This is a genomic window from Cohnella thermotolerans DSM 17683 (assembly GCF_000429825.1).
GTDB classification, from domain to species: Bacteria; Bacillota; Bacilli; order Paenibacillales; family Paenibacillaceae; genus Cohnella; species Cohnella thermotolerans.
The window spans coordinates 14,621-39,513 of the sequence record NZ_AUCP01000013.1 but is presented as its reverse complement, the minus strand read 5'-3'; the positions used below and the strand labels follow the sequence as shown (position 1 = coordinate 39,513).

26 protein-coding genes and 1 pseudogene are annotated in these 24,893 nt (G+C 59.5%); 22 read left to right on the top strand and 5 right to left on the bottom strand.

What is annotated here, in order from left to right:
- Window positions 1-52: 52 nt before the first annotated feature.
- Together G485_RS0103785 and cdaS are read left to right on the top strand one after the other, a co-directional pair.
- Window positions 53-1,024 (top strand): CobW family GTP-binding protein, encoded by a 972-nt coding sequence (locus G485_RS0103785; RefSeq protein ID WP_027091449.1) that lies wholly within the window; start codon window positions 53-55, stop codon window positions 1,022-1,024.
- 225 nt (window positions 1,025-1,249) lie between these two features.
- On the top strand, window positions 1,250-1,873 hold the full coding sequence (gene cdaS, locus G485_RS0103780; RefSeq protein ID WP_027091448.1) for a sporulation-specific diadenylate cyclase CdaS: 624 nt from the start codon (window positions 1,250-1,252) through the stop codon (window positions 1,871-1,873).
- A 42-nt stretch (window positions 1,874-1,915) separates the two neighbouring features.
- Here the strand turns inward: cdaS and G485_RS0103775 are convergent, their stop codons facing one another.
- A complete protein-coding gene (locus tag G485_RS0103775; protein ID WP_027091447.1) occupies window positions 1,916-2,401 on the bottom strand; it encodes a C40 family peptidase in 486 nt (161 codons plus the stop codon).
- Between the two features lie 221 nt (window positions 2,402-2,622).
- On the opposite strand from G485_RS0103775, the gene G485_RS0103770 reads away from it, so the two are divergent.
- Entirely contained in the window at window positions 2,623-2,916 is a 294-nt protein-coding gene (locus G485_RS0103770) for a hypothetical protein (protein WP_027091446.1), read from the top strand.
- Window positions 2,917-3,001: 85 nt separating this feature from the next.
- On the opposite strand, the gene G485_RS0103765 is transcribed toward G485_RS0103770, so the two are convergent.
- Complete coding sequence (locus G485_RS0103765; RefSeq protein WP_027091445.1) at window positions 3,002-3,430, bottom strand: universal stress protein; 429 nt, start codon at window positions 3,428-3,430, stop codon at window positions 3,002-3,004.
- Between the two features lie 168 nt (window positions 3,431-3,598).
- Here G485_RS0103765 and G485_RS0103760 point away from each other — a divergent pair, with 168 nt between their 5' ends.
- The 11 genes from G485_RS0103760 to G485_RS0103710 all read left to right on the top strand — a co-directional run bounded on the left by G485_RS0103760 (window position 3,599) and on the right by G485_RS0103710 (window position 13,060).
- The gene (locus G485_RS0103760) at window positions 3,599-5,653 is read left to right on the top strand and encodes a HelD family protein (protein ID WP_027091444.1); all 2,055 of its coding nucleotides are present in this window, start codon (window positions 3,599-3,601) and stop codon (window positions 5,651-5,653) included.
- A gap of 39 nt (window positions 5,654-5,692) precedes the next feature.
- Entirely contained in the window at window positions 5,693-6,841 is a 1,149-nt protein-coding gene (locus G485_RS0103755) for a metallophosphoesterase (protein WP_027091443.1), read from the top strand.
- Window positions 6,838-7,503, top strand: a complete 666-nt coding sequence (locus tag G485_RS0103750) for a phosphatase PAP2 family protein (protein ID WP_240489053.1) — start codon at window positions 6,838-6,840, stop codon at window positions 7,501-7,503. Before G485_RS0103755 ends, G485_RS0103750 begins: the two co-directional genes overlap by 4 nt.
- Window positions 7,504-7,696: 193 nt before the next feature.
- Complete coding sequence (locus G485_RS0103745) at window positions 7,697-8,713, top strand: LLM class flavin-dependent oxidoreductase (protein WP_027091441.1); 1,017 nt, start codon at window positions 7,697-7,699, stop codon at window positions 8,711-8,713.
- 25 nt (window positions 8,714-8,738) lie between these two features.
- Window positions 8,739-9,923 (top strand): M20 peptidase aminoacylase family protein, encoded by a 1,185-nt coding sequence (locus tag G485_RS0103740; protein WP_420805721.1) that lies wholly within the window; start codon window positions 8,739-8,741, stop codon window positions 9,921-9,923.
- Window positions 9,907-11,052 carry an N-methyl-L-tryptophan oxidase gene (gene solA / locus G485_RS0103735; protein WP_035154599.1) on the top strand — a complete coding sequence of 382 codons (1,146 nt, stop codon included), beginning with the start codon at window positions 9,907-9,909 and terminating at the stop codon, window positions 11,050-11,052. The genes G485_RS0103740 and solA overlap by 17 nt, the downstream gene beginning before the upstream one ends.
- 172 nt (window positions 11,053-11,224) lie before the next feature.
- Window positions 11,225-11,476, top strand: a complete 252-nt coding sequence (locus G485_RS31410) for an MHYT domain-containing protein (RefSeq protein ID WP_420805720.1) — start codon at window positions 11,225-11,227, stop codon at window positions 11,474-11,476.
- Window positions 11,461-11,907 carry a GNAT family N-acetyltransferase gene (locus G485_RS0103725; RefSeq protein WP_027091438.1) on the top strand — a complete coding sequence of 149 codons (447 nt, stop codon included), beginning with the start codon at window positions 11,461-11,463 and terminating at the stop codon, window positions 11,905-11,907. The genes G485_RS31410 and G485_RS0103725 overlap by 16 nt, the downstream gene beginning before the upstream one ends.
- Window positions 11,908-12,067: 160 nt before the next feature.
- A complete protein-coding gene (locus G485_RS0103720; RefSeq protein WP_027091437.1) occupies window positions 12,068-12,268 on the top strand; it encodes a DUF4177 domain-containing protein in 201 nt (66 codons plus the stop codon).
- Between the two features lie 89 nt (window positions 12,269-12,357).
- A complete protein-coding gene (locus G485_RS0103715) occupies window positions 12,358-12,798 on the top strand; it encodes an NUDIX hydrolase (RefSeq protein ID WP_240489052.1) in 441 nt (146 codons plus the stop codon).
- Window positions 12,799-12,844: 46 nt separating this feature from the next.
- A complete protein-coding gene (locus G485_RS0103710; RefSeq protein ID WP_027091435.1) occupies window positions 12,845-13,060 on the top strand; it encodes a hypothetical protein in 216 nt (71 codons plus the stop codon).
- 102 nt (window positions 13,061-13,162) lie between these two features.
- On the opposite strand, the gene G485_RS0103705 is transcribed toward G485_RS0103710, so the two are convergent.
- Window positions 13,163-14,176: a LacI family DNA-binding transcriptional regulator gene (locus tag G485_RS0103705; RefSeq protein WP_027091434.1), complete on the bottom strand. Its 1,014-nt coding sequence runs from the start codon at window positions 14,174-14,176 to the stop codon at window positions 13,163-13,165.
- Between the two features lie 124 nt (window positions 14,177-14,300).
- On the opposite strand from G485_RS0103705, the gene G485_RS0103700 reads away from it, so the two are divergent.
- The 8 genes and pseudogenes from G485_RS0103700 to G485_RS30580 all read left to right on the top strand — a co-directional run bounded on the left by G485_RS0103700 (window position 14,301) and on the right by G485_RS30580 (window position 22,786).
- Window positions 14,301-16,091 carry an L-fucose isomerase gene (locus G485_RS0103700; RefSeq protein WP_027091433.1) on the top strand — a complete coding sequence of 597 codons (1,791 nt, stop codon included), beginning with the start codon at window positions 14,301-14,303 and terminating at the stop codon, window positions 16,089-16,091.
- A 22-nt stretch (window positions 16,092-16,113) separates the two neighbouring features.
- Window positions 16,114-16,773 (top strand): class II aldolase/adducin family protein, encoded by a 660-nt coding sequence (locus tag G485_RS0103695; protein WP_027091432.1) that lies wholly within the window; start codon window positions 16,114-16,116, stop codon window positions 16,771-16,773.
- Between the two features lie 30 nt (window positions 16,774-16,803).
- Window positions 16,804-18,309: a rhamnulokinase gene (locus tag G485_RS0103690; protein ID WP_027091431.1), complete on the top strand. Its 1,506-nt coding sequence runs from the start codon at window positions 16,804-16,806 to the stop codon at window positions 18,307-18,309.
- A 197-nt stretch (window positions 18,310-18,506) separates the two neighbouring features.
- Entirely contained in the window at window positions 18,507-19,154 is a 648-nt protein-coding gene (fsa, locus tag G485_RS0103685) for a fructose-6-phosphate aldolase (protein ID WP_027091430.1), read from the top strand.
- 18 nt (window positions 19,155-19,172) lie between these two features.
- Window positions 19,173-19,847, top strand: a complete 675-nt coding sequence (locus tag G485_RS0103680) for a helix-turn-helix transcriptional regulator (protein ID WP_338027728.1) — start codon at window positions 19,173-19,175, stop codon at window positions 19,845-19,847.
- Between the two features lie 19 nt (window positions 19,848-19,866).
- Window positions 19,867-20,686: pseudogene (locus tag G485_RS24940) on the top strand (pyruvate, water dikinase regulatory protein).
- Window positions 20,687-20,701: 15 nt separating this feature from the next.
- Window positions 20,702-21,673 carry a class II fructose-bisphosphatase gene (gene glpX / locus G485_RS0103670; protein WP_027091428.1) on the top strand — a complete coding sequence of 324 codons (972 nt, stop codon included), beginning with the start codon at window positions 20,702-20,704 and terminating at the stop codon, window positions 21,671-21,673.
- A gap of 810 nt (window positions 21,674-22,483) precedes the next feature.
- Window positions 22,484-22,786, top strand: coding sequence for a response regulator transcription factor (locus G485_RS30580; RefSeq protein WP_205620110.1), 303 nt, complete (start codon window positions 22,484-22,486; stop codon window positions 22,784-22,786).
- Here G485_RS30580 and G485_RS24935 read toward each other — a convergent pair.
- Window positions 22,783-24,177 carry a sensor histidine kinase gene (locus G485_RS24935; RefSeq protein ID WP_240489051.1) on the bottom strand — a complete coding sequence of 465 codons (1,395 nt, stop codon included), beginning with the start codon at window positions 24,175-24,177 and terminating at the stop codon, window positions 22,783-22,785. The two genes, G485_RS30580 and G485_RS24935, sit on opposite strands and share 4 nt — an antisense overlap.
- Window positions 24,174-24,848, bottom strand: a complete 675-nt coding sequence (locus G485_RS0103655; RefSeq protein WP_027091426.1) for a response regulator transcription factor — start codon at window positions 24,846-24,848, stop codon at window positions 24,174-24,176. The genes G485_RS24935 and G485_RS0103655 overlap by 4 nt, the downstream gene beginning before the upstream one ends.
- Between the last annotated feature and the right edge of the window lie 45 nt (window positions 24,849-24,893).

The window sequence follows — 24,893 nt, the reverse complement described above, 5'->3', positions numbered from 1 at the left end:
TCCGCAGGCGATTCGCCTGCGGAGGTTTTGTTTGGACGGGAGAGAGAATGCAATGGACAAAACGGTTGACGTCTACATTTTATCGGGATTTCTGGGAAGCGGAAAAACGACGCTGCTGAAGCGCCTGCTCGCCGAAGCGAAGAACAGGGGGCTGCGGCCGGCGGTGCTGATGAACGAGGTAGGCGAAGTCAACCTGGACGGGTTGGCCGTCGACGCTTCGGTTCCGATGGCGGAAATGCTCGGCGGCTGCATCTGCTGCACGATCAAGGCGGATGTCGGCCTGGAACTGCTCAACCTTGTGAACCGGCATCGGCCCGACGTCGTCTTCGTCGAGTCGACGGGGGTGGCGCAGCCGCTGGAAATCGTCGATGCCGTCTCGGATGTTTCGATGTATGCGAAAGTCGAGCTGCGCGGCGTCATTACGGTTGTGGATTCCGCCCATCTGCTCGATCGCGTTCGAGTCGGATCGGGCAAAACGCTAAAGCTGATGAGAGACCAAATCCGGGTGTCGTCCTGGCTGCTGCTGAACAAAATCGATCGGATCGGCGAAGCCGAGCTCCAGGAGTTGACGGAGGCGCTGCGCGGCTGGAATCCGCGAGCGGAACTGCATCCGACGATTCGGTGCGACGCGGACTTGTCGTCGATCTGGAGCTTGCCGTCGCCGGCGGACGGCGATCGCGGTCATCGCGGCGATGCGGCCAGCGACCGCGGCAACCCGCATGCGCACCATCACGACCATGACCACGTGAACGTCGTGACTTATTACATTCCGCGTCCGCTGGACAGCGAAGCGTTCGAAGCGTTCCTTCGCGAGTTGCCGGAGGGCGTCTACCGGGCGAAGGGGATCGTGTCGTTCTCCGATACCGCCAGCCGCTTTTTATTCCAGTACGCCTACCGGGAGAGCGACTTCATGCGCATCACGCCGCAGAAAACGGTACAGGACGTCGCCGTCTTCATCGGGGAAGGCTTCTCGCGAACGGATCTGCTGAATCGATTGGAGCGCCTCTCCGCGGCGGCAGGCTAATCGGATGGAACCGCATACTTTAACGAGCTGCCAGCGGCGACGTCCGCGGACGAATTGGAAAGACGGGCCGAGGACAAAATCAAAGAGAAGATCGAAACGTCACGCAAGCTTGCGATCGCCAAGAAGGTTCGAAACGCTGCCGATGCGTATCGAAGTGAAGGATCATTTGATCTATGCCGAAAATGAAGCTGAAAGCAAGGGGTGACAAGGAGCGTGCAATCGAGGGTGGAGGAAACGAACTGCGACTTCTCGCCGCTGAAGGAAGAGTTGAAGGAGCGGTTGCGTGCGCTTCAAGGCTTTATCGAGCGAACGATCGACGCGTTCGACGAAGAGGATAATTGCATGCTCGGCGAATTCGAGTTGATCCGCAAGGAGATCAGCGAGACGGGACTGCTCGCCGGCACGTTCTACTTGAGATGCTACTTGTCTTCCTTCACGGATAGTGTCGACGAAATATCCAAGTCGGTGCGGCATTTGTCCGAACGGCGCCACGGCGCTCTAATGGTCGTGGAGCGGAACGAGACGACGACGGACCTCGTCACGCCGGGCATCGCCATCGACGCCGCGATTACCCATTCGCTGCTGGAATCGATCTTCGTGCCCGGCACGCCCCTCCATGACGGCGCCGTTATTTTGAGGATGAACAAAATCGTCAGCGCGGCCAGCGTGCTTCCTTTGTCCGTCCGCGACAGCTCCGGCCGCAAGCTGGGCACGCGGCATCGCGCCGCGCTCGGATTGACGGAGCGTTGCGACGCGCTCGTCATCGTCGTATCGGAAGAAACCGGCCGCGCATCGTTCGCCATCGAAGGAAGGCTGTACCCGTTCGCCACCGGCGTCGCCGAAGACTAAGAAGCGCGCCGCATCGCTGCGGCGCGCTGAGAATGCCAGCTTTTACAGAACGCGTCTGGCGGTTGCGTAGTGGTCTTTCCACCAACCGGAGTTGATGCTGGAGATGGTCACGCCCGGCTTGCCGTACGTGTGGATGATCTTCCCGCCGCCGATGTAAATGCCGACGTGGTGAATCGGGGAGTAGAAGAAGACAAGATCGCCCGGCTTCAGATTGGACTTCGATACGTATCTTCCGACCTTCGCTTGGTCGGCGGATTTGCGGGGAAGCTTAATACCGTACAAGCCGTAGACGTATTGGGTCAACGAAGAGCAATCGAACGAGCTGGTGTTGCCGGTCTTCGCTCCGAATTTGTACGGTCTGCCCATATATTGCTTCGCTTTCGCGATAATTTTGCTGGCGGTGCTGGAAGTCGTTACAGTGGCAGCGCTTGCCTTGGCAGGCGCGAAGTCGGCGATGCCGGAGAACAAGACAGACAGGGCGACCATCGCGGCGCCGATCGTACGAATAACAGACTTGCTCAAGTTCATGCGATTTCTTCCTCCTGGAATCTCTTGATGTGAATCTACTATATCACATCGAAATCATCCAGATTTTAACTCTAAGAGGCAAAAAAGCGCTGTATCACGAATAGAAAAGCTAGATGAAAATAAAATAAAAAATTACTCAGAATTGCAACCTTTTGAAAAGAGCGCTTCCGAATAATAGAATAGGAGTTGTTGGAAGAGAACGCACAGGAGGAATCGTTCCCATGAAATTTCGCATTATCGGCGCCCGAACGACGCACGACGCCGCGAACGGATATGTCGCGCACGTGCAGTTCGAGGTCGAAGGCCACAAGAAGCCTTATGAAGCGACCTTGCAGAGCGACGACGGCAACGAATGGAGCCATTCGCTGTTTTTCCTGAACGAATCGGGAAGCGAGAAGGAGATCGAGGCGGTGGAAGAGGAGCTCGACCGGAACGACGAGCTGTTCGGCAGCCTGATCGACGCCGCCGAAGCGGCCTGGCAAGAGCGGACGTCCTCGGACGAACAAGAAGCGTGACAACAAAAACCCGTCGGATGCGCTCCGCGCGGAGCGTCCGATGGTTTTTTGTTGCGTTTCTTAAGTTCTCGCGCGGTCGAGGAGCTTATTTGACGACGAGAACCGGAATTTTCGTATGCTGAACGACATTGTGGCTGACGCTTCCAAGAACGAATTCGCGGATGCCGCTCAGGCCGCGGCTTCCCATGACGATGAGGTCCGCTCCGACAGCTTCCGCCGTATCCAGAATGACTTGCGCCGGGTAGCCTTCGACCGTCTTGAATTCCGCCGTCACCCCGTTCGGCACTTGCGCTTTGGCCGAATCGAGCACTTTGCCCGCATGGTCGATGTATTCTTGCGCCCACTCCGGCGGCGCGGTAATGAGCATATCGCCCGAGTTGAGCATCGGCGTCGCGTAAGCGTGAACGACCGTCAGCTTGGAACCGAAAGCTTCCGCGATCTTCGCGGCATGCTGCAGCGCTTTGTTGGCCAGGTTGGATCCGTCGAATGCGACCAGAATATGCTTGTACGCCATTTCGGACACCTCTCTTCCTATGTATCGTAGTATAATCTCCACATGATTAATGTAACCAGATTTGGCCGGTTTGAATAGCGACGCGGTCATTGATATTGAAAATCGGATGTGATAAAATATTTGGCCTGTCGCATTGTGAAAATTAGTAAAATCAGGAGGATCCAGCGCATGTCTCCGGACGCGAAGTTCAAGGAAGAGGAAAGTCGTCTCCATCGGGTATTGAACGAAATTCGGTCGCAACTAGCGGGAATCGGTCCCCGGTATACGGGCAGAGATTACACCGAGCAAGTGCTTGACGATCTTCGCCAGGAACGCAAGCAGCGGCTCGAAGTGGCGGAGCGCGAGCCCTACTTCGGGCGGCTGGACTTTCGCGAGGCGGGCGAAGCGAGTCCCGTACCGCTGTACATCGGCAAAGCGGGCGTAGGCGAAGCGTCTACCAGCAAGCCGCTCGTCATCGATTGGCGGGCCCCGGTGGCCAGCCTGTTCTATTCCTTCACCGGAGGCGATCCGTCCGTTCGGTACGATTCTCCCGAAGGAACGGTCGAAGGAACCGTCTTCTTGAAACGCAACCTCCTCGTGCGTCAGAGCACGCTGCAGAGAGTCGTGGACAGTTATACGGAAGGCCAGGAAGGGGAAGCGGCCGTTACCGACGAGTTTCTGCTTCACCGGCTTGGCGAGAGCAAGGACAACAAGCTCAGGGACATCGTGTCTACCATCCAGCAGGAGCAGGACGCGATCATCCGGACGGACAAAAACAAGGCGTTGTTTATCCAGGGCGTGGCGGGAAGCGGCAAAACGACGGTGGCGCTTCACCGCCTCGCTTATTTGCTCTATCGCTACAAGGACAAGGTACGCGCCGACCGCATGATGATTCTCGCGCCCAACCGGATGTTCCTGGACTACATCTCCGGCGTTCTGCCCGAGCTGGGCGTCGGCGACATCCGGCAGACGACGTTCGCGGAATGGGCGCTCGACATTCTCGGCGGCACCGTGGAAGTCGCCAAATCCGCCGCCGCGCTGGAGCGGTGGTTCGAACGGAAGACGATCGAGCGGGAGAGAGAGGAGGCGCCGGGACGCCGGAAGGGAAGCCGGGCGTTCGCGCAACGGCTAAACGAAGCGCTGGACCGCTGGGAACGGCAGTTCGTGCCGGATGAACCGTTCAGTCCCGAGCCGGGCTTCACGCTGGCCGCGGAGCGGATCGAAGCCTGGTTCCGCGAGGAGCCGCAGACCGATCCGCTCATGAAGCGGAGAGAACGGGTGCTGAATCGGCTGAAACGATGGATGGAGATCCAGCTCGGCAAACACCGTTGGGCCGACAAGACCGTCCGGTCGCGCGCAACCGCCAAATGGAAAGTGTATTCGGCCAAATGGCCGTCGCCAACCGCGGCGGAGTTTTACGCGCGCCATTTTCCCGACGATTTTCAGCTGCCCAAAACCGTATCCAAGCGGAAGCCGCTGACGGTGGAGGCGGAGGATCTTCCTGCGCTCGTATTGATTCATTTGAGGCTGTACGGATCGGACTCCCCGATGTACGACCATATCGTCATCGACGAAGCGCAGGATTACTCGCCGCTGCAGCTTGCCGTCCTGATGCGGCGCCAGCGGGTTCCGTCCATGACCGTGCTCGGGGATCTCCAGCAAGGCATTCACGACTACGCGGGCGTTCGCCGCTGGGAGGAACTTATGGAGCTGTTCGGGGAAGAGGAGACGGCTTATTACGAGCTCGACCGCAGCTACCGGTCCACGATGGAAATCATCGAATTCGCCAACCGCATACTGGCCGGCCTCGACGGCGGCGTGAAGCCCGCCCGCCCGGTGTTCCGGAGCGGCGATCCGGTCGAGACGGCCGCGCTCGGGGAGCGCAGCCGGGCGGACGCCGTGGCGGAGACGCTGAAGGCGTGGCGAAGCCGCCAGGAGCTCGGCACGATCGCGGTGCTGTGCCGGACGGCGGAGGCGAGCGCGCGGCTTCAGGCCGAGCTGCGGGAGCGCGGCTTCGACGCCGCGCTGCTGACCGCCGATCAACAAGCCTACGGAGGCGGCCTGACCGTCGTGCCCGTCTACTTGTCCAAAGGGCTCGAGTTCGACGCCGTGCTCATTCCGGACGCGGACGAAGAAGCCTACGGACCGGGAGACGCCAAGCTGCTGTACGTCGGCTGCACGCGTGCGCTGCACCGTTTGAAGCTGCTGTACCGGGAGCGATTGACCCCTCTTGTTATGATATAATAGGTGGCGATTGCCATTACTCCGAGGGGGCTTCGGGCTATGAACAGAAGATTATGGCTCGGCATGCTGCCGATGCTGCTCGCATTCGCCGCGCTGAACGCTTATGTCGGATGGCACGGAGACCTCTTTCTATCATCCGTCTGGCCCTCCTTTCCCCGCGTCGTCTATTGGATTCTATTCTTTCTGGTCGCCTTCTCCTATGTTTTCGGACGGCTTCTAATGAAGCTGCCCTATGCGGGCAGGCTGTTGAAAGTCGTCGGTTCCTACTATTTCGCGGTGTTCGAGTGGAGCGTCATCCTGCTGCTCGCGGCAGACCTGGCGGCGCTCATCGTCTACGCTTGCGGCGGCATGACGGCGTCGTTCGTCCCGGCGGCCGGCTGGACCGTCCTCGCGCTGCTTGCCGCTCTCGTGGCGTGGGGCTCGTATAATGCCTGGAGTCCCGTCGTCCGCTCCTACGAGATCAAGGTGGACAAAAAGACGGAGCTGACGGAGCCGCTCAAAATCACGGTCGTCTCCGACATCCATCTGGGCAACACGGTCGGCAACCGGCATCTGGACCGGCTTGTGCCGCTCGTGAACGGATGGGAGCCGGATTTGATCCTGCTGGCGGGAGACGTCATCGACGACAGCATCGAACCGTTCGTCCGCAACGGGATGGCGAACCGGCTCGGCCGGCTGCAGGCGAGGCAGGGCATTTTTGCCGTTCTCGGCAACCACGAATATTACGGCGGCCATATTGAAGAGTACGTCGAGCGGATGCGGGCCATCGGCATCCCGGTGCTGCGCGACGAGACGGCAATCGTCGCGGGCGGCGTTCAGATCGCGGGACGGAAGGATAAGACGGCGGAAGCGATGGACCCGGCGGGCCGCAAGCCGATCCGGGATCTGGTGGCTTCCTTCGATCCGGAGCGGCCGATCGTGGTTATGGACCATCAGCCGTATCAATACGATCTTGCGGCGGACGCCGGCGTCGACATTCTGGTCTCCGGCCATACGCACCGGGGCCAATTCGCTCCGAACCATTGGGTGACGGCCAGGCTGTTCGAGCTCGACTGGGGGTATTTGCGCAAACGGCAAATGCATGCGTTCGTCTCGTCCGGCTTCGGCACCTGGGGGCCGCCCATCCGTCTCGCGAGCCGTTCGGAAATCATTCAAATTACCGTTCGCTTTAAGGGGGAATCCGATTGAGATGGTTATCCGCGCTGGCCGGCGCGTTCGGCGTCAGCCTCGTCTGTCTCGTCGGCTTCGCCTGGGTCGCATACGGCGTAGAAACCGGAAGCCTGTCCGGCTTCGACCGCTTCGTCATTCGGCTCGTCCAGGGAACCGAGACGGAGCCGCTCACGAAGGCGATGGAAGCCGTCTCGTTGATCGGTTCGACGAAGCCGGTTACGGCCATCGCCCTTACGATTATGGCGATTTTGTTTTTCGCGCTGGGCCACCGCAAGGAATTGATCCTGTTCGTTATCGCGTTGGTCGGCTCGACCGTTTTCAATTCCGTCCTCAAAAACCTTTTCGAACGGGAACGCCCGTCGCTTCACCGCTTGGTCGAAGTGGCCGGCTACAGCTTCCCGAGCGGCCATTCGATGGCGGCGATCAGCCTTTACGGCGCGACGGCCTATTTGCTCTGGCGGCACATCGCGAGCCGAACGGGAAGAGCGCTGCTGATCGCGGCCGTCGCCATTGTCGTCGCGGCGATCGGATTCAGCCGCATCTACTTGGGCGTTCATTATCCGAGCGACGTCTTGGGCGCCTATCTGATCAGCGGCTGCTGGCTGGCGGTGTCGATCGGCGTGTTCCGCCGCTTAGCGGAGAGCCGGAATCAAGCGGCATCCGCGCGGACGTTGACATGAACAACCTATTTATGATAATTTGAATACAAGGTTTATTCATAATAAATCCATCGGAATTATATGATATTGCAAAGGCCGGCCCACCCGACAACAGGAGGCCCCATTCATCGTACCAGCTGCGGTGAGGGGTCTCTTTTGCTTTCCATTCGATTTGCATAGATTAATAGGACGACGTTCACGGGAGGACGGTTCGATGAGCTTAAGGCTTAGTTTGCTTGACCAAAGTCCGATTTTCGAGGGAGAGACGCCCACGGAAGCGCTGGCGCATACGATCGAATTGGCCCGATGGGCCGAACGGCTCGGCTATTATCGGTTCTGGGTGTCCGAGCATCACGATTCTTCGCAAGTCGTCGGCACTTCGCCCGAAGTGCTCATCGCCCATTTGCTCGCCAAGACGGAGACGATCCGGATCGGTTCCGGCGGCGTCATGCTTCAACATTACAGCCCGTTCAAGGTGGCGGAAAACTTCAACGTTCTGGCGGCGCTCGCCCCCGGCCGCGTCGACCTCGGCATCGGCCGCGCGCCCGGCGGATTGCCGCATTCCACCCGCGCGCTGCAAGGGGAAGGCGCCGCTCCGAGACCGCTGGCCGAGAAGCTCGCCGAGCTGGATCAATATTTGCATAACCGGTTGGAAGAGAGTCATCCCTTGTACGGCGTGCGGGCGAATCCGGTCGTGCCGAAGCCGGCCGGTCTGCACCTGCTCGGAACGACGGCGGAGAGCGGCAAGCTGGCCGGCGAATTCGGAGTTCCGTACGTGTTCGCCTTGTTTATTAACGGCGACGAGGACGTTGCGGAAGAGGCGATTCGCGCTTACCGGGAGCGATTCCGGCCCGTCCGTTCGGCCGCACCCGAGCCCATCGTCGCGGTATCCGTCGTCGTTGCGGAGACGGAAGAAGCGGCGAGGCGGATCGCATCGGATTTTCAACTGGTCAAGATCCATTTGGAGAGCGGGCGCACGATCACCGTCTCCAGCTTGCAGCACGCGCAAGAGATCGGCCGTCAGACGGCCGAACGCTACACATTCGAAGTGAAGGATGCTAACATTATCGCAGGAACGAAAGAGACCGTCCGCCGGAAGCTGTTGAGCCTTCAAGAACGCTTCGGCATCGGGGAGGCCATTCTGACCGCGCCGGCGAGAGACTTCGCCGACCGGGTCCGTTCGATAAGGCTGCTGCGAGAAGCCTTCTCGGAGGCTTCCGTGGACGGCTGACAGGAGGAATCCGATCGTGGGAGACATCGCCGCCATATCCGCCGGGACGGGCGAGCTGCAGAAGAAGCTCGTCGCCATCCGCAGGCGTCTGCATCAATATCCGGAGCTCGCGTACGAAGAGATGCGAACGACGCAAGCGATCCGGGAGTGGCTCGCGGAAGCGGGCATCGACGTCGCGGAATATCCGCTGAAGACGGGGGTGGTCGCCGAAGTGAAGGGAAGGGAGGACGGTCCGATCGTCGCGCTGAGAGCGGACATCGACGCGCTGCCGATCCAGGAGGAGACGGGATTGCCGTATGCGTCGACGATTCCGGGCCGCATGCACGCCTGCGGCCACGATTTTCACACCGCGGCGATCATCGGAGCCGCCTATTTGTTGAAGCGAAGGGAGGAATCGCTGAAGGGAACGGTCCGGCTCCTTTTTCAACCGGCGGAGGAGAAAGGGACAGGCGCTCTTCGCGTTCTGGAGAGCGGGGCGCTGCGCGGCGTGCAAGCGATTTTCGGCATGCACAACAAGCCGGACTTGCCGGTCGGTACGGTCGGCGTCAAGGCGGGGGCGCTCATGGCGGCTGTGGACGGCTTCAAGATCGAAGTCGAAGGCGTGGGAACGCATGCGGCGGTCCCGAACGCGGGCATCGACCCGATCGTCGCCGCCGCCCATATCGTAACGGCGCTGCAGACGATCGTCAGCCGCAATGTCGGACCGCTGCAGAGCGCGGTCGTGAGCGTAACGCGCATTCATAGCGGCACGACCTGGAACGTCATTCCCGAGAAGGCCGTTCTGGAAGGGACGATTCGTTCGTTCGACGAGCGCGTTCGCTCGGAGATCAAGAGCCGATTCGAGCGTGTCGTGGAGGGCGTGTCGTCCGGCCTCGGAGCGAAGCCGGCCATCCGGTGGTATCCGGGTCCGCCTGCCGTACGCAACGATGAACATTTAACGGAATTAATGATTCATGCCGCTAATAAAGTCGGCTTGCGAGCCGTGACGCCCGAACCGTCTCCGGCGGGGGAGGACTTCGCTTTCTACCAACGCGAGTTGCCGGGTTCGTTCGTCTTCGTCGGCACCTCAGGGCCGCATGAATGGCACCATCCCGCTTTCGACGTGAACGAGAGCGCGTTGGAGCCGGCCGCCAGGCTGTTCGCCGAAGCGGCGGAAACCGCTTTGATCCGATTGTCCGAAGGGAGGGACGACCATCCGAACGGTCTATGACGTCATTGTCGTCGGCGCGGGTTCGATGGGCATGAGCGCCGGATACCATCTGGCCAAGCGGGGAATGTCCGTCCTGCTGATCGACGCGTTCGATCCGCCTCACGAAGAAGGAAGCCATCACGGGGAACCGCGCCTTATCCGCCACGCTTACGGAGGCGATGCCACTTACGTGTCGATGGCGCTGCGGGCGCACGCACTGTGGCAGGAGCTGGAGCAACTGACCGGCACGACGCTGCTCGTACCGTCCGGCGTACTTAACATGGGTGCGCCCGATGTCTATCCGTTCGAGGAGCGGCTGGCCTACGCCTCGCTGTTCAAGCTGCCGGTCGAGCTGCTGAGCGCGGCCGACATCGCCTACCGATGGCCGGGCATCCGGCTGCCGGAGCACTATCGGGGCTTGTATGAGCCGAAAGCCGGCTATCTGTTCAGCGAGCGCTGCGTCGGCGCATGCCGGGCGCTTGCGGTGGAGCACGGGGCGGCGATCTTGCCGTACACGAAGGCGGAGAGCGTCCAGGTATCGCCGGATCATGTCTCGATTCGCACGAGCAACGGAGTTTTTCATGCGGAGCAAGTCATTCTGAGTGCGGGAGCCTGGTTCAAGACGCTCGAGCGGTTCGTCGAGCTGCCCATACGCCCCGTGCGCAAAGCGGTCGCCTGGTTCGAGGCGGACGAAGCGTTGTACGATACCAGCGTCTTTCCGGGCTTTACGTTGGCCGATGACGAAGGAGGCTATTACGGCTTTCCCAGCATCGGCGGCTCCGGCGTCAAGATCGGACGCCACGACACCGGCGCGGTTTGGAGGCCGGGCGAAGCGTTGGAGCCGTTCGGCGCGTATCCGGAAGACGAAGGCGATCTGCGCGCTGCGTTGGGGAAGTTTCTGCCGCAAGCCGCGGGCAGGCTGCTTCGGGGAGCGGTATGCAAGTATGAGATTACGCCCGACGAGCATTTCATTATCGACCGGCATCCGGCGTATCCCAACGTCTTGCTGGCGGGAGGCTTTTCCGGCCACGGCTTTAAATTCTCCATCGTCGTCGGTGAAATTTTGGCGGACTTGATCGCAGGCCATAAGCCCCGGCACGATTTGACTCCGTTTGCGTTGTCCCGCTTCAAGAAGGAACTCATCTCCTAAGCGTCATTCTAGGAGCTCCTCCGCTGCCGGCGGGGGATTTTTTTGTTGGAACATCTCGGCTAATGCCGGAAGTTGTCGTATGATCGTATTATCCGTTCGTACGATTCGGGGCAAAATAGGCGCGTCCTAAGGCAGAAGCCGGCAGCTGCGGCTCGGGTTCGGCGCCGTCGTAATGGGGCTCGGCATCAGGTCGATGCATTTGGTCGGCATGCCGGCCTTTTCCTTGCCGGTTCCGGTGAAGGGCTTGGATTCCGTCCGAAGCGGTCGACGAGGTCGAGCGGCTGAGGGGGCTTCACTTCGAATCCCCGTGTCGTCGACGCGTTCCTGCGGTTGTACCGTCAGAGCGAAATCTCTATACTGGATAGGGAAGATGTGTCATAATGCCAAACCGGCTAGGAGAGATGACTGGTGCTTGTCGATTTGAAACCGTATTTGGACGATGCAGCGGTCCAAGAATTGATCGGATATTCCGTCTATCCGGATCCGGAACAGCTCGCGCAAGCGATCGATTCCTACAAGAACGAAGCTTCGCTTGAGATCAAAGGCTATTTCACGGACGAAGCCGAAGGGGAGAGGCTGATCGGCATCGTCGGTTCGCGGATGAACGAACGGGGCGTGCTTGAAGTCAAGCATCTGGCCGTCGCGCCGGACGAACGGAACAAAGGGTTCGGAAGGATGTTGATGCTGGAGCTGCTGGCCGAGAAGCAGCCGGAAGCGATCGTCGCGGAGACCGACGAGGAAGCCGTCGATTTCTACCGCAACATCGGCTTTACGATCGAGAGTTTGGGAGAGAAGTTTCCGGGCGTCGAGCGCTTCAGATGCACGTATGTGACGGAACCCGACGAAGCGGATTGACCGCCGTTTAACGAAATTGACGGAACAGGCAGCGGCCCCGACGGGGCTCCGCTGTTTTTTTGTTCTTACGGGATGGTAAGTTTGGGAAAATGAGGTATAATGTCGTTATGCCGTCCATATTGCGAGAGAAAGGAAGCGGGAAGAAGGGGGTAGAGCCGCAATGGAGAGATGGGAGTACAAAACGATAACGTATAAAACCGGAGGCTGGCTGGGCGGCAAAGTCGACGCCGAGGACTTCGAAGCGGGGCTGAATGCGTACGGAGCGGAAGGTTGGGAGCTCGTCACCTGCTTCGATACGAGCATTGCCCAGGGGCAATCTCGGGACGTTATCGCCGTCTTCAAAAGAAGAAGGAGCGATTAACGTTTCCGCCGATACGACGACCCTTTCCGTTCGGAAGCGATAGCTGTCCATCTATAAACCGTTCGAGGTGCCTGAGGATGGGATACATTATGGATTTAAGAAAATTCGTCGGCTCGCGGCCTTTGATCATGGCGGGCGCCTGCGTGCTCGTATTCAACGAGGAAGGGCAATTGCTGCTGCAACGGCGCACCGACTCCTTCGATTGGGGAACGATCGGAGGCTCGCTGGAATTGGGCGAATCGTTGGAAGAAGCGGCAGCCCGGGAACTGCACGAAGAAGCCGGCTTAACGGCGGATTCGTTCAAGCTGATCTCGATTCTGTCCGGGAAGGACATGTACTACAAATACCCGCACGGGGACGAAGTGTATAACGTCTTGGCGGTGTTCGAAGCCGAAGGCGTTCGCGGCGTGCCGGTCGTCAACGATGACGAAGGGCTCGAGCTGCGGTACTTTTCGCTTACCGAACGCATTCCGGAGCTGAACCCGTTTAGCGAACGGGTGCTTAGGAAATTGGGGTATATCGTCAGCTAACCTTAGGCTGGGCACGGGCGTCGAAGAGCCGAGCGGACCCGATTATTTGCAGCCCTATTATCGGGCGCTGGCCGAAGAATACGGCTTCCGCCATCGGGCGATCCGTACGGATTATCGGTTCGATTCGCCGGAACAGGCGGAGACGCTCTGCCGGAATTTCTTCGGCGACGAGCTCGGCGACCGGATTCGGGAGGAACGGCTGACGATCGTGCCGGAATGCACCGGCATTTGGTGGAGAAGAAAAGGAAATAGCGCGGTTTAAAGGCTCGGAGACGGCATTTGGCTTACGAGCGCGAATAGAGGCGTCTGAGAACCGAAGAATTCATCGTTCCAGCCCTGAACTGCGCGCTCGGCCGAAAGCGCGTTAACCGACGTTTTTGACCGAGCGGCGCACGAGCAGCTCGGAAGGGAGCACGATTTTTTTCCACGGGCCGGCCGCTTCGCCTTCCTGAATCCGCTCGATCAGCATCTGCATGCCCAGATAGCCGAATTGGTAAGCCTGCTGCGAGATCACCGTCAGGAACGGATCGATCTCCGCGTAAGACGCCAGCTCGTCGAAGCAGACGATCGACAGGTCGTCCGGCACCCGCAGCCCGCGTCCGTGCAGCGTGCGCATCACTTCCACCGCCAGCACGTTGTTGCCGGCGATAATAGCCGTCGGAGCGGGAGTCATGCGGTCCAGCCACGCCTCGATCTCCGACAGGTCGCTGCGCGGACCGAAGCTCGTCTCCAGCACGTAGTCGTCCGAATACGCCAGGTCGTTCAGCTTCATCGCTTCGCGGAACCCTTCCAGCCGCTGTCTGGCCGTCGAGGCGGTCAAGGAGCCGTTGATGAGCGCGATGCGCCGGTGTCCCATCTCCGTCAAATGCTTGACCAATTGCCGCGCCCCTTCCTTGCCGTCCCCCAGCACGATGTCGCTCTCCATGCCGGGCACCTCGCGATCCAGCAGCACGAACGGCACCGCGTGCCTGCGAAGCGTCTCAAGATGGGGAAGGGAGGCGTCTCCGGTCGGCGCGATCAGCACCCCGTCCACCCGTGTCTTCAGAATCGTATCCAGGTACTCGTTCTCCTTGTCCAAGTTCTCGTCGCTATTGCCGAACAGAAGCCGAAACCCGTGCTTCTTGGCGGCATCTTCGGCGCCGCGCGCGAGCGTCGTATAGAAAGGGTTCGTAATGTCGGTAATCAGCAGGAACAGCAGGTTCGTCCGCTGCAGGACGAGGCTCCGCGCCATCTGGTTCGGCACGTAGTTCAGTTCCTCCATGACGCGCTTCACTTTGGCCCGCGTCTTCTCGCTGATTCGGCCGGTGTTATTGATAACCCGCGATACGGTCATCGCGGAGACGTTGGCCTTCGCCGCAATATCGTAAATCGTTACCATGGGACGAGCTCCTTCTGGACATTCATGCATTTATCTTACAAAAAAGGTGCATTGACAGCAAGGGAATTCGTTGCTAATTTAGAGTTATCGGTAACATAAACATTGCGCATGGAGGGAACATTTTATGGCAGATATGCACCATCGCTGGCAGGGCGGATTTCCCCGGATCGGCATCCGGCCGACCATCGACGGCAGGCGCAAGGGCGTCCGCGAGTCGCTCGAGGAACAAACGATGAACATGGCCAAGTCCGTGGCCGCGCTGCTCTCGGAGCACCTTCGCTATCCGAACGGGCAGCCCGTCGAATGCGTCATCTCCGACAGCTGTATCGGCGGCGTAGCGGAAGCGGCCGCTTCGGCGGACAAATTCGCGAAGGCGGGCGTCGGGGTATCGATAACCGTCACGCCTTGCTGGTGCTACGGCACGGAGACGATGGACATGGATCCGACGATTCCGAAGGCCGTCTGGGGCTTCAACGGAACGGAGCGTCCGGGAGCCGTTTATCTGGCCGCCGTGTTGTCCGGATACGCCCAGAAGGGGCTGCCGGCGTTCGGCATTTACGGGGAAGACGTGCAGGATGCGGGTGACACGACGATTCCCGAGGATGTGAAGGGCAAGCTGCTGGGCTTCGCCAGAGCCGGTCTTGCAGCCGCTTACATGCGCGGCAAATCGTATTTGTCCATGGGCTCCGTCTCGATGGGGATCGCGGGTTCGATTGTGAACGACGCTTTCTTCCAGGAATATCTCGGAATGCGGACGGAGTATGTCGACATGTCCGAATTCGTTCGGCGGATGGAAGAAAACATTTACGACGCCGCGGAATTCGAGAAAGCGCTTGCATGGGTGAAGAAGCACTGCCTCGAAGGCCCGGACAACAATCCGCCTCATCTGCAATCGTCCCGTGAACGCAAGGACAAGGATTGGGAGACCGTCGTCCGAATGACGATGATCGCCCGCGACCTGATGGTCGGCAACCCGCGGCTGGCGGAGCTCGGCTTCGGGGAAGAGGCGATGGGGCACAACGCGATTTTGTCCGGGTTCCAGGGGCAGCGTCAATGGACGGACCATTTTCCGAACGGAGACTTCCTCGAAGCGATCCTCAATTCGTCGTTCGACTGGAACGGCATTCGCGCGCCTTATCTTGTGGCGACAGAGAACGACAGCTTGAATGGCGTCGTCATGCTGTTCGGCCACCTGCTGACGAATACGGCGCAAATTTTCGCGGATGTGCGCACGTACTGGAGTCCCGCTTCCGTCAAGCGGGTCGCGGGTTACGAGTTGTCCGGAGCGGCGGCCGGCGGCATTCTGCATCTCATCAACTCCGGCTCGGCATCGCTTGACGGAACGGGCGAGCAGACGAAGGACGGAAAGCCGGCGATGAAGCCGTTCTGGGAAATTACCGAGGAGGAAGCGGCCAAGTGTCTGAACGCCACCTCGTGGCGGCCGGCTTCGGTCGAATATTTCCGCGGCGGCGGCTATTCTTCCGACTTCCTGACGCGCGGCGGCATGCCGATGACGATGTCCCGGCTCAATCTGGTGAAGGGAATCGGGCCTGTGCTGCAAATTGCGGAAGGCTATTCCGTCGATCTCCCGCAGCATGTGCACGACAAGCTCGACAAGCGGACCGATCCGACCTGGCCGACGACGTGGTTCGCGCCGATTCTGACCGGCAAAGGCGCGTTCCGCAGCGTGTACGACGTCATGGACAACTGGGGCGCGAACCACGGTTCGATCAGCTACGGCCATATAGGCGCCGACCTGATTACGCTCGCCTCCATTTTGCGCATTCCGGTCAGCATGCATAACGTCGCGGAAGAACGCATTTTCCGGCCGCGCGCCTGGGGTCTGTTCGGCACCGATAACGCCGAGAGCGCCGATTTCCGCGCTTGCGCCAACTTCGGCCCGCTGTACAAATAAGGAGTTTGGAGGAAAGAAACTTATGGGGAGCCAGACGATTCGCGAAGAGTTGTGCAAATACGCGCGCAAGACGGTTAGCAACAAGCTTGTCGTCGGACCCGGAGGCAACATCAGCGCAAGGCTTGACGGGAAAATGTACTTGTCCCCGAGCGGCTTCGCGCTCGACGAGATCGAGCCGGAGCAATGGGTCGAGGTGGACATTGAGAGCGGAAGCGTACAAGACAAAGGCTTGCGGCCGTCTTCGGAGGTGCTTATGCATCTGTACGCTTACCGCGTCAATCCGGCGATCGGCGCGATCGTGCATACCCATCCGCCATACTGCATCGCCTTTACGCTCGTCGAACGAACGCTGCCGGTCATGTTTCCCGATCAGGCGGCGCTTGTCGGCAAGACGACGTACGTGCCTTATGTGCTGCCGACGACCGACAAGCTGGCGGACGCCGTCGCGGCCGAGGTGAACGACTACAGTACGATCCTGCTGGGCAATCACGGTCTGGTGACGACGGGCCGCAACCTGCGCGAAGCGTATTACCGGACGGAAGTCGTCGAAGAGAGCGCCAAGATATACCTCATCGCCCGTGCGATCCGCGAGCCGAAGGCGCTCACGGACGAGGAGCACCGGGAGATCGCCTCCCTCGAGAGCGAAGCGTACCGGATTCAATTGCTGCAGAAAATGAAATGATTCCCGCATAGGGGCAGGGAGGAGAGAACGATGGCGAAGGGCGGAGCCGCGTCGGTTCTCGCTTTCGATCTCGGGGCGAGCAGCGGGAGAGCGCTCATCGGGGAGCTGGCGGACGGAGGCGACGGACGGGAAGCGCTGAAGGTTAAGGAAATTCACCGCTTCGCCAACCGCGCCATCCGCGTCGGCCGCCATTTGCATTGGGATTTGCTGCGGCTGCTGGACGAGATCAAGCAAGGAATCCGCAAGGCGTTCAAGGAAGGCTACGCGCCGGCAACGCTCGGAATCGACACCTGGGGCGTCGATTTCGGCTTGCTGGACGCGAACGGCGAGCTGCTCGGCAATCCTTACCATTACCGGGATTCGCAAACCGACGGATTGATCGAGGAAGTCGCCGGATGGATCGGCCGGGAAGAGCTGTTCCGGCAGGGTGGGCTTCAGCTGATGCCGTTCAATACGATCTATCAGCTGTATGCGATGCGCAAAGCTTCTTCCCCCATGCTCGATATCGCGCAGACGCTGCTGCTGACGCCGGATTTGCTCGCCTATTTGCTCACGGGCGTGAGATCTTGCGAATATACGATGGCGACGACGACGCAACTGCTTCACCCGGCGAGCAAGCAATGGAACGCGCCGCTCATGGAGCGGCTCGGCATTCCGACCCGGCTGTTCCTCGATCCGGTGCAGCCGGGAACGCCGATCGGTCCGCTGACGCCGGCCGTATGCGAGGAACTGTCCGTTCCGCCCGTCCAGGTCGTTGCGGTCGGGACGCACGATACGGAATCCGCGGTGGCGGCCGTTCCGGCTAGGGAGGAAATCTTCGCTTATCTCGTCTGCGGAACGTGGTCGCTGCTCGGAACGGAGCTGCCCGAGCCGCTGCTGTCGCGGGAAGCGATGGAAGCGGAATTTTCTAACGAGGGCGGCGTGGGCGGCACGTATCAGCTGCTCAAAAACATTATGGGACTGTGGATTTTGCAGGAATGCAAAGGAGAATGGGAGGAACGCGGCATTCACGCTTCTTTCGGGGAGCTGGCCGAAGCGGCCGAGAGAGCCGAACCGTTCCGCAGCCTGATCGATCCGGACGACGCCCGCTTCTACGCGCCCGGCGGCATGACGGGCAAGGTGCGCGCCTATTGCGAGGAGACCGGCCAGCCCGCACCCCGCGAGCCGGCGGAATTCGTGCGCTGCATTCTGGAGAGTCTTGCTTTGCGATACAGGCAAACGCTGGAGCTCGCAGAGAAGGTGACCGGGCGGACGTTCGGCGCGCTCCACATGGTCGGCGGCGGCATCCAGAACAAATTGCTCTGCCGCCTGACCGCTGGTGCGATCGGCCGCCCGGTTTACGCCGGCCCCGTGGAAGCGAGCGCGATCGGCAACATGCTGCTGCAGCTGATCGCGCTCGGAAGATGCGCCGGCCTGAAGGAGGCGCGCCGGCTCGTGGCCGATTCTTTTCCCGTCCAGGTGTACGAACCGGGCCGCGCCGAACCTTGGAACGAACGTTACGCAGCCTTTCTCCGCATGCGCAAAAACCGGGCTTAACGGCCCGGTTTTTGCGTTCCTCCGGCACGGATTGCATGCCTGGCCGCCCGGCAAGGAATCCTAAAGCGATAGGACGTTGGATACCGGCTAAATCGTTATATATGTTATGCTAATTAATCATATATTGTATCATAATTAAAATTATGATATACCATACTTAGCTTTACGAAATCACATTTTAGGGAGCTGAAAGAAAGATGAAGTTTTTTCTGGATACGGGCAACGTGGAAGAAATCAAACGCATCGTGAAACTCGGGTTGGTGGACGGCGTCACGACGAATCCGTCCCTGATCGCGAAGGAAGGCCGCGACTTCAAGCAAGTGATTCAAGAAATTTGCAGCATCGTGGAAGGCCCCGTCAGCGCCGAGGTCATCAGCCTGGACGTCGACGGCATGCTGAAGGAAGCGCACGACATCGCCACCTGGGCGCCTAACGTCGTCATCAAGCTGCCGCTCACCGAAGCCGGCCTGGAAGCGACCCACCGCCTGTCCAAGGAAGGCATCAAGACGAACGTCACGCTGATCTTCAGCGTTGCGCAAGGCCTGATGGCCGCCAAAGCGGGCGCCACCTTCATCAGCCCGTTCGTCGGCCGCCTGGACGACATCGGCGTCGACGGCATGCAGCTTGTCCGCAACCTTCGCCAAGTGCTCGACCAATACGGCCTGCCGACCGAAATCATCGCCGCCAGCATCCGTTCGATCGGCCATACCGAACAAGCCGCGCTCGCCGGTGCGCACATTGCGACCATTCCGGGATCGCTGCTGCCTTCGCTGTGGAAGCACCCGCTGACCGATATCGGGATCGAACGCTTCCTCAAAGACTGGGAGAAGATGCCGAAGGCGTAAGCCGCATCGCGCAAGGAGATCAACACCCGAAATCCTAAGGAGGGAGCGGGTATCGAACTTACGCCCAGGCAACTGGAAATCGTCGAAGTCATTACCAAGAACGCTCCCATTACGGGAGAGCAAATAGCCGAAGCACTCGGGATCAGCCGTCCGACCATCCGGTCGGACTTGTCTGTTCTCGTTATGCTTGGCTACATCGACGCCAAACCCAAGGTCGGCTATTTTCCGGGCAAGGCGCTGAAGCCGGAACGTTCCGTCCGCTCGGCGCTGATGCAGTGGAAAGTCAAGGACAGAATGAGCCGTCCCGTCGTCATCCGCGACAACGCGACCGTAGGCGACGCGGTCATCAGCCTGTTCGTCGACAATGTCGGAAGCCTGATCGTCACCGACGAGCAAGACAAGCTGATCGGCATGGTGTCGCCGAAAGATTTGCTGAAGTTTACCCTCGGCCATCCGAACGCCGCCGCGATCCCGATTCGCATGGTCATGACGAAGCACGCCCAGCTCGTTACGATCTCTCCGGAGGATACGGTACTCGAAGCCGCCAGGCGGATGATGGAGCATCAGGTGAACAGCCTGCCGGTCGTCCGGTCCCGGGCGGGCGAGGGCCATCCGAAGGGGCTGGAAGTGATCGGAAGGATTACGAAGACCAATATTACGCAGGCGATGGTTGAGTTGGCCTCGGATCTGTAGCAGGGTAGGGGGAGATGCCGTGTCGGCGGACCGTCAGAAAATCATTTATGTATGCTCCGACGCCGTCGGGGAAACGGCGGAAGCGGTTGCAAGGGCAACTTTGCGCCAATTCGCGACCGAGACCGTCAAAATCAAACGGTACGGCGGCATCAAGCACGAGGACGAAGTCAAGGCGCTCATCCGCGAAGCATCCGCAACCGGAGGATTTATCGCCTACACGCTCGTACAGCCGGAGCTTCGGGAGACGATGCGCGAGGAAGCGATCCGCGCCTCGGTGAAGGCTGTTGACGTCATGGGGCCGATGATGCAGGCGTTTAATCGATACGTTCAACGATTCGCCCAAATATCAGCCGGGCCTTCTTCACGAGATGGACGACCACTATTTCCGCAAAATCGAAGCCGTCGAGTTTGCCGTCCGCTACGACGACGGCAAAGACGCCAGAGGGCTTCTTCACGCGCAAGTCGTATTAGTCGGCGTGTCGCGCACTTCCAAAACCCCGCTTAGCATTTATCTTGCCCATAAAGGCATTCGAACGGCCAATTATCCGCTTACGCCGGAGGTTCAGCCGCCGGAGGAACTGTTCGCCCCCGCCGAACGTCTGATCGTCGGCTTGACGATGAAGCCGGAACGCTTGCTCAAAATCCGCACGGAAAGGCTGCGCGCGTTGGGACTTCCGGTCGAAGCGCATTACGCTTCGCTGGATCGCATTGAGACCGAGCTGCGGTTCGCGGACGGGCTGATGGCGAGACTGGGCTGCCCGGTCATCGACGTAACGGAGAAAGCGATCGAAGAGACGGCCGGCCTCATTATGGAGAAATGGATGAGTTCAACGGTTTAAAGGAGGAAGACGGGAATGGAAAGGGAACTCGCTCTGGAAATCGTGCGCGTCACCGAGCTGGCCGCGCTCGCATCCGCGCCGTGGATGGGGCGTGGCGACAAGAACGCAGCCGACGGAGCGGCGACTTCGGCCATGCGCGCGATGTTCGACACCGTCTCGGTGCAAGGTACCGTCGTAATCGGCGAAGGCGAAATGGACGAGGCTCCCATGCTCTACATCGGCGAACGGGTGGGGAGCGGCAACGGGCCGGAGGTCGACGTCGCCGTCGATCCGCTCGAAGGGACGGAGATCGTGGCCAAAGGGCTGAACAACGCCATGTCGGTCATCGCTGTGGCGAACAAAGGAAACTTGCTTCACGCTCCGGACATGTATATGGAGAAGCTCGCCTTCGGTCCCGAGCTGGCAGGCAAGCTAAGCTTGACGGATCCGCTGGAGACGACGCTGCGCCGATCGGCCGACTTGTTAAACAAGAAGGTGTCCGACCTGACCGTCATGATCCTGGATCGGCCTCGCCATGAAGCGATGATCAAGACGCTGCGCAAAGTAGGCGTCCGCATCAAGTTTCTGTCGGACGGGGACGTGGCCGGGGCGATGGCTCCGGCGTTTCCCGAAGCGGGGATCGATTTGTACGTCGGTTCCGGCGGAGCGCCGGAAGGGGTGCTGGCGGCGGCCGCGCTCAAATGCCTGGGCGGCGAGCTGCAGGGCCGATTGATGCCGTCCAACGCCGACGAGTACAGCCGGTGCATCCGGATGGGAATCGAGGATCCGTACCGGATTCTGACGATGGAGGACATGGTCGGCTCGGAGGATGTGATCTTCGCCGCAACGGGCGTTACCCCCGGCGAATTCATCGGCGGGGTGCGCTACCTGTCCGAACAGCGGGCCGAGACTCATTCCATCGTCATGCGGGCCAAGACGAGGACGATTCGCTTCATTCGTTCCCTTCATTATTTGCCCAACAAAGCGCTACTCCAGACGAGCCGTTAACCGGCTCAATTTACGAATTTGTAGCCCACGCCCCACACCGTCTTGATGTGCTGGGGCTCTTTGGGTTCACTTCGAGCTTCTTCCGCACCCGGCGAACTTCGAATTTTTCCTCTTCCAGATAAAGCGTCAACATCTCTCCGAGAATGGGATCGTCCACAATGACCAAGATCTTTATGTCTCAATTGTTAGGTAAACTAATACTTTCTTTATATTTATGAATAGAACTGAATACGGCTTGCAGCCTGCGGACGAATATCGAAACAATCGCCGCCTCGACGACGAACGCAACTGCAACGATAAGAGGAAGCCCGTACAGGGGCGGGACGTTCCCAGCAGCTTCGCGACAATTCGAGAGCGGCGACGAGCATGAACATCGGAATGGCAGGTGCGAGCACAGCCAACATTGTATTCCTAAGCGAGCGCAACATGCAAACCTTCCGCAAGAAATATGAGCGAAACTAACATTTGCCTAACAACAATCAAGCAAAAAATTTAACGCTTTGTCTTTATGATAGCGAATGAAGTCGGTATCTAAAAAGAAACTGGGGAGGAAATGGTTGGATTCTGGAACGTATCCGCCGAATTTGGCCATCGGCCGCATACATATTAGCAGGAGAGGCGATCCGGCAAGCCGTATCCGCGATGAATCAGAGCTCGACCGAAGTCGAAGCGGGCGTTGCGGTGACGGAGGAGCGCCTCGCGCCGAGCGAAGAGATCGTCGCTTCCTCCGTATGCCGGCCAATATCGCGTAAGATTTGCAGAATGCGTTTAAAACATACAAATTCAACGAAAGCAGGAGATTCCTTGAAGATGTTGAACAGCTACTTTCAGACCGACGGTTCCCAGCTTCACATGCAATCGACGCTGCTCCATCCGATCTTCGCTTCTTTCGCGAAAAAGTACAAATTGACGCCCCGGGAGTCGCAAGTGATGCGAATTCTTGTCCTGGAAGGTCTTCGCAACGACGAGATTGCGGCGCAAATGCACATCTCGCCGAAGACGCTCAAAAATCATCTCGCCTGCATGATGAAAAAAACGAAGACCGGATCGTCGCGATCGTTGCAAGCCTTATTTTTCAACTTCGCCATGAGAATGTTGCTCCCTTCCGCTTAGGAAGGGTTTTTTGCTGCCTCGGGACGGGGGGCCGCAAGCGTATCGACGGCTTGCATAGGAAGGCGAACCTTGAACGCGGTTCCCTGCCCCGGCCGGCTGTCCACCGTGATGGAACCTCCGTGCAAATCGACGATCTTTTTCACGATCGACAGTCCGAGCCCGCTTCCTCCGGCCGACCGGTTGCGCGACTTATCCACTTTGAAGAAACGTTCGAACACGTGGGGGAGGTCGCTCTCGGCGATGCCGATGCCCGAATCCGCGAAGATCGCTTCCGCAAACCCGTCGACTTGTTCGAGCTTGACGGTGATCGCGCCTTCCTCCGGCGTAAATTTGATGCTGTTATGAAGCAAATTGCTCCACACTTGCGTCAACAATTCCTCGTCGCCTTCCAACGTCGTCTCGGCTAGCTGGACGTCAAGCTCCAGGCGCTTCGCCTCCCATAACGGCTCGCAGGACAGCACGGCCTGGCGGATTTGCCGGTCCAGCCTGAATTTGCGGATTTGGAAAGGATGGCTTCTCGATTCGAGCGACGTCAGCTTGAGCAAGTTGTCGCTGAGCCGCGACATCCGCTCGCTCTCGGTCTCGATAATTTGCAGGTAGTGGTCGCGCGCTTCGGGCGGCATGTCGTTCTGCCGAAGCGCCTGCGCAAATCCTTTGATCGCGGTCAGCGGCGACTGGATCTCGTGGGAGACGTTGGAGATGAACTCCTGGCGCATCTGCTCCATCTGCCCCAGTTCGGCCGCCATCCGGTTCAAATTTTCTACAAGCACGTAAAATTGGCCGGCGTAGCGCGGGTGGGCCTGCAAATTGATGTTGAAGTCTCCTTTGGACATCCGCTGCATGGCGTCGATCATCATCGTGAACGTGTTGACGGTCCGCCGGTCCGGGTTCACGATCAGCCGAACGATCGTCATCAGGATGCCGAAGAAGAACAGCGCCAGCACAATCGAGATGTAATCGCGCAGTGTCGGATGCTCGTGCCCGTACGGCCAGTAACGGTCCAGGAACCTCGTCGCATAATGGGCTCCCGTCCAGCAGAGAGTGAACACGGCGAAGAAAGCCGACACGCCAAACAGGACATGGTACCATCTGGGCTGCTGCGGCTGGCGCAAATGATCCCACTGGTTCTCGCGTTGACGTTCCCATTGCTCCCGGTTGCGGCGCCGTTGCCGCCGTATCCGTTCCGCACGATGCCGCTTATGCTCGTAGTGCCGGCGGTCCAGCTTCTCGCGCTCATGCCGGATTTGGCTGCGCATTCTTGCCTTCAGCTCGCGGATGGAGCGGCGGTGATCCTCGATCTCGAGCTTCTTCGCCTCAAGCTGTTCGCGCAAGCGCTGATGTTGTTCATGAAGCTGCTGCTGTTCGTGAGGGTCATGCCCGCGATGACTCATGTCAGAACCTCCAGCCGGTAGCCGAGCCCGCGAATCGTCGTAATGCGGAAGCCTGCCTCGTCCTCGGGGAACCGTTCGCGCAGCCTGCGGATGTGGACGTCGACCGTCCGCTCGTCGCCTTCGTAGTCGTAGCCCCAAATCTGTTCGATCAATTGTTCCCTGGAGAACGTCTTGCCGGGATAGCTGGCGAGCTTGAACAGCAGCTCGAACTCCTTGAGCGGCAGCGTCAGCGATTCGGAGCCGACCGTAAGCTCGTACGTCTTCCGGTTGAGCTGCACTTGTCCGGCCTGGATCGTCTGAGAGACGGCGATCTTGTACCGCTTGAGCAGCGCCTTCACGCGGACGACGAGCTCCGCGGGCTCGAACGGCTTGACCAGATAGTCGTCGGTTCCGAGCTGGAAGCCTTTTACTTTCTGGGAAGTTTCGCCTTTGGCCGTCAGCATCAGCAGCGGAATGTCGTAATGCTCCCGAATCTCCTTGCACAGCTCCCAGCCGTCCATTTTCGGCATCATGATGTCCAGCACGACCAGATCGAACCGGACCGACTCCATCAACGCCAGCGCTTCGACCCCGTCGGAAGCCTCCAGCACCTCGAAACCTTCCCGGCCCAAGAACAGAGCGACCAGTTCGCGAATATGTGGATCGTCGTCTACGACGAGCAATTTTGCCAATGTCACCAACCCCTTGCTTCCAATATAACGTTTTTGAGCTTATCT

What these genes read in the sequence shown, in the direction of transcription:
- G485_RS0103785 (WP_027091449.1), top strand. Translation starts at nt 53, where the DNA reads ATGGACAAAACGGTTGACGTCTACATTTTATCGGGATTTCTGGGAAGC.
- G485_RS0103775 (WP_027091447.1), bottom strand. Translation starts at nt 2,401, where the DNA reads ATGAACTTGAGCAAGTCTGTTATTCGTACGATCGGCGCCGCGATGGTC.
- G485_RS0103770 (WP_027091446.1), top strand. Translation starts at nt 2,623, where the DNA reads ATGAAATTTCGCATTATCGGCGCCCGAACGACGCACGACGCCGCGAAC.
- G485_RS0103765 (WP_027091445.1), bottom strand. Translation starts at nt 3,430, where the DNA reads ATGGCGTACAAGCATATTCTGGTCGCATTCGACGGATCCAACCTGGCC.
- G485_RS0103760 (WP_027091444.1), top strand. Translation starts at nt 3,599, where the DNA reads ATGTCTCCGGACGCGAAGTTCAAGGAAGAGGAAAGTCGTCTCCATCGG.
- G485_RS0103755 (WP_027091443.1), top strand. Translation starts at nt 5,693, where the DNA reads ATGAACAGAAGATTATGGCTCGGCATGCTGCCGATGCTGCTCGCATTC.
- G485_RS0103745 (WP_027091441.1), top strand. Translation starts at nt 7,697, where the DNA reads ATGAGCTTAAGGCTTAGTTTGCTTGACCAAAGTCCGATTTTCGAGGGA.
- G485_RS31410 (WP_420805720.1), top strand. Translation starts at nt 11,225, where the DNA reads ATGGGGCTCGGCATCAGGTCGATGCATTTGGTCGGCATGCCGGCCTTT.
- G485_RS0103720 (WP_027091437.1), top strand. Translation starts at nt 12,068, where the DNA reads ATGGAGAGATGGGAGTACAAAACGATAACGTATAAAACCGGAGGCTGG.
- G485_RS0103715 (WP_240489052.1), top strand. Translation starts at nt 12,358, where the DNA reads ATGGATTTAAGAAAATTCGTCGGCTCGCGGCCTTTGATCATGGCGGGC.
- G485_RS0103705 (WP_027091434.1), bottom strand. Translation starts at nt 14,176, where the DNA reads ATGGTAACGATTTACGATATTGCGGCGAAGGCCAACGTCTCCGCGATG.
- G485_RS0103700 (WP_027091433.1), top strand. Translation starts at nt 14,301, where the DNA reads ATGGCAGATATGCACCATCGCTGGCAGGGCGGATTTCCCCGGATCGGC.
- G485_RS0103695 (WP_027091432.1), top strand. Translation starts at nt 16,114, where the DNA reads ATGGGGAGCCAGACGATTCGCGAAGAGTTGTGCAAATACGCGCGCAAG.
- G485_RS0103690 (WP_027091431.1), top strand. Translation starts at nt 16,804, where the DNA reads ATGGCGAAGGGCGGAGCCGCGTCGGTTCTCGCTTTCGATCTCGGGGCG.
- fsa (WP_027091430.1), top strand. Translation starts at nt 18,507, where the DNA reads ATGAAGTTTTTTCTGGATACGGGCAACGTGGAAGAAATCAAACGCATC.
- glpX (WP_027091428.1), top strand. Translation starts at nt 20,702, where the DNA reads ATGGAAAGGGAACTCGCTCTGGAAATCGTGCGCGTCACCGAGCTGGCC.
- G485_RS30580 (WP_205620110.1), top strand. Translation starts at nt 22,484, where the DNA reads ATGTTGAACAGCTACTTTCAGACCGACGGTTCCCAGCTTCACATGCAA.
- G485_RS24935 (WP_240489051.1), bottom strand. Translation starts at nt 24,177, where the DNA reads ATGAGTCATCGCGGGCATGACCCTCACGAACAGCAGCAGCTTCATGAA.